Annotated in this window: 3 protein-coding genes; all 3 read right to left on the bottom strand. The window is 39.6% G+C overall.

Going from position 1 to position 2389, the window contains the following annotated elements; all coding sequences use genetic code 11:
• Window positions 1–326: 326 nt before the first annotated feature.
• The 3 genes from AACQ17_RS08770 to AACQ17_RS08760 all read right to left on the bottom strand — a co-directional run bounded on the left by AACQ17_RS08770 (window position 327) and on the right by AACQ17_RS08760 (window position 1741).
• Window positions 327–1067 (bottom strand): hypothetical protein, encoded by a 741-nt coding sequence (locus tag AACQ17_RS08770; protein ID WP_094167723.1) that lies wholly within the window; start codon window positions 1065–1067, stop codon window positions 327–329.
• Between the two features lie 145 nt (window positions 1068–1212).
• Complete coding sequence (locus AACQ17_RS08765) at window positions 1213–1500, bottom strand: type II toxin-antitoxin system RelE family toxin (RefSeq protein WP_170935171.1); 288 nt, start codon at window positions 1498–1500, stop codon at window positions 1213–1215.
• A complete protein-coding gene (locus AACQ17_RS08760) occupies window positions 1490–1741 on the bottom strand; it encodes a type II toxin-antitoxin system Phd/YefM family antitoxin (RefSeq protein ID WP_001250181.1) in 252 nt (83 codons plus the stop codon). Before AACQ17_RS08760 ends, AACQ17_RS08765 begins: the two co-directional genes overlap by 11 nt.
• Between the last annotated feature and the right edge of the window lie 648 nt (window positions 1742–2389).

Below are 2389 nucleotides of genomic sequence, written 5' to 3'. Positions count from 1 at the left end.
TTGGAAGAAAAGTGACGAGCGTAGCATGCTCGGCGGACGTTTGGATGCTGAAGGTTATTTTGCCGCTGAATTTACAACAATAAACAACCCAACGTGATCAAGAAACAACAAATATGTGATAACGATTTATTGCTTAACTTAAGCCTGAGAGCATGGGATTTACCGTTCAATTCAAACTCGTTTTAGCTGATAAAAACTCACTTTGCCTAACGCCGCATTAAGGTGTGAGCAACGCTACCACTGACCTCAACCATACCATCGTAAACACGAAACCCAACGATGAAATGAAAAATGCCAAGCGTTGGGAATCACTCTTAAATGCTTTGTTAGGGCAATTTAACTACCTTTTCGGAGCTGGTCTTGATGGCGGTGGTGGTGGCGGTGGAACTGCATGTTTCGGTGTTTCTCGGGGCTCTTGTGATCTCTGAGGAATTACTGTTTTCATTTTTTACACTCTCCTTTTTATTAATTTTTTGTTCAACAAGCGTTGATAATAACGATATATCAACGCTATCTTGAACAACGTATACGCATTTAGCAGCAGGTTTTTGTTTCATGAGTTCATTTTCCACTGCGGTATTTTTGTAAACAAAAATACCGAATGATGCAATCCCTAAAAATAGAGTAATTGCACCAGAGTAATGTGAAAACCTTGCGGAAAAATCAAAACTTTTCTTTTCTGTAAAAACGATTGCCTCTGGATGTTCATCCCCACCACTTTGTAGTGAAACTATAATATCGGCTCTGTTTTTTAAAATTTTATCAACTTCTTTTCGATTCGAATAATATAAATGACCAGAAATTAGTAAGCTTGCTAAGACAAAGAAAACAGAAAGAACAAGGAAACCCCAACTTGCTTGTGCAAAAATGACACTTTCTGTATTACCTTTAACATATAGCTTATCAAAGAGAGTAAACGTTAAGCCTAAACCAGCACTAGCTATTGCCAATACAGCTTTATCTAACCCTTCGGATACTTTTCCCTCTCCTTCAATTAACTGGCTCCTATATTCACTAAAAGAGTCATAATCTGAATAATATTTCTCAGTTAATTCTTTTTCCGACATGATAACTCCATTTGTTGCCCTAACGCCCGCTTAAGGGGCAGCCAACGCTACTACTAACTTTCCGCATAACACCATAATCACAAAAACCAACGCATAGTAAAAATGCCACGCGTTGGCTGTCCCTCTTGAAGCGTTTGTTATGCCGCTAGCTGAAGCGTGAAGCCAGCTTCTTATAAACAGCGTCTTTATCTCGTTTACCAACAGCGAGTACATAAACGACAACTTCATTATCGATGACTTCATAAGCCAAACGATAACCAGATGTACGAAGTTTGATTTTGTAAACAGAATCATAACCTCGTAATTTTGATGATGGGACGTGGGGGTTTTCTAGCCTTTCTTTGAGTTTCTTTTTAAATTGACTCTGAATCGTTGGCGCTAGCTTACTCCACTCCTTTTGGGCTACAGGCAAAAACTTTAACTTATAAGTCATCAATATTGATTTCCACAGCTTGCGACAAATCACCACGACGACTATCTACTATTTGGGAAAGCTCATAATCATCAAGCATATCCATCAGATACTCGTAAGTTTCAGCCGGTACAAGGTAAGCTGCGGGTTTGTTGTGGTTAAGGATCGCAATAGCTGAACCATCAGCCTCGTTCAAAAGAGCAGTTGGATTTTTCTTTAACTCTGAAATACTGGCAGAGCAATTCGCTAGTACCTGTCTCATAACTTCACCATATAAGCATTAAAATCAGACCTAATTTTAGACCTTAATTTAAGTAATTGCTAGAGGTTTACAAAAGAGGCATAACGCCCGGCTAAGGGGTTGACAACGCATAGCCGAACTCAAAAAACACACTGTAAACACTGAACTTCAATTTTGCACTAAAGTCGCCAAGCGTTGGCAATCCCTCTTGAGCCGTTTGTTATGCAAATTCAAAGAGATAAACCGACTTTACACGACCGAAAGCCGCAATTGCAAAGGTCAAGTGATTCAAGAATCAACCCAAGCAAGAACTGTGATAAATGAGCCGCCAAAACAAAGTCCACCTTTCAACAACAAACCAAGCTTTTGAATCAGGAAAACTCAACCAGCAAGTCTTTCAACAAATACGAAATCATCGAATAACTTGCCCTTTCCACACTTTGCACGCGCAAAATTCACAACGCACCGGCGCTAAAACTGATTGAGGCAAACAAAGAAATTTGTCTGTTTTACGGTTTGAGTTAACCATGAATTTGAAGGCAACAATGCTCATTTGCCGACAGCTCAAAACGAATGGCCGGAGAAATCCCAAAAGATTGAACCCCTAAATTTATCTGAGTTGCATAACGCCCAATTAAGGTGTGAAGCACGCAACCACGACTCTCAATT

Source organism: Vibrio sp. V10_P2A27P122, from assembly GCF_963874335.1.
GTDB classification, from domain to species: Bacteria; Pseudomonadota; Gammaproteobacteria; order Enterobacterales; family Vibrionaceae; genus Vibrio; species Vibrio anguillarum.
This window is presented reverse-complemented; position numbering and strand designations above follow the sequence as displayed.

Coding starts and splice junctions, on each gene's coding strand:
- AACQ17_RS08770 (WP_094167723.1), bottom strand. CDS start 1,067: ATGTCGGAAAAAGAATTAACTGAGAAATATTATTCAGATTATGACTCT.
- AACQ17_RS08765 (WP_170935171.1), bottom strand. CDS start 1,500: ATGACTTATAAGTTAAAGTTTTTGCCTGTAGCCCAAAAGGAGTGGAGT.
- AACQ17_RS08760 (WP_001250181.1), bottom strand. CDS start 1,741: ATGAGACAGGTACTAGCGAATTGCTCTGCCAGTATTTCAGAGTTAAAG.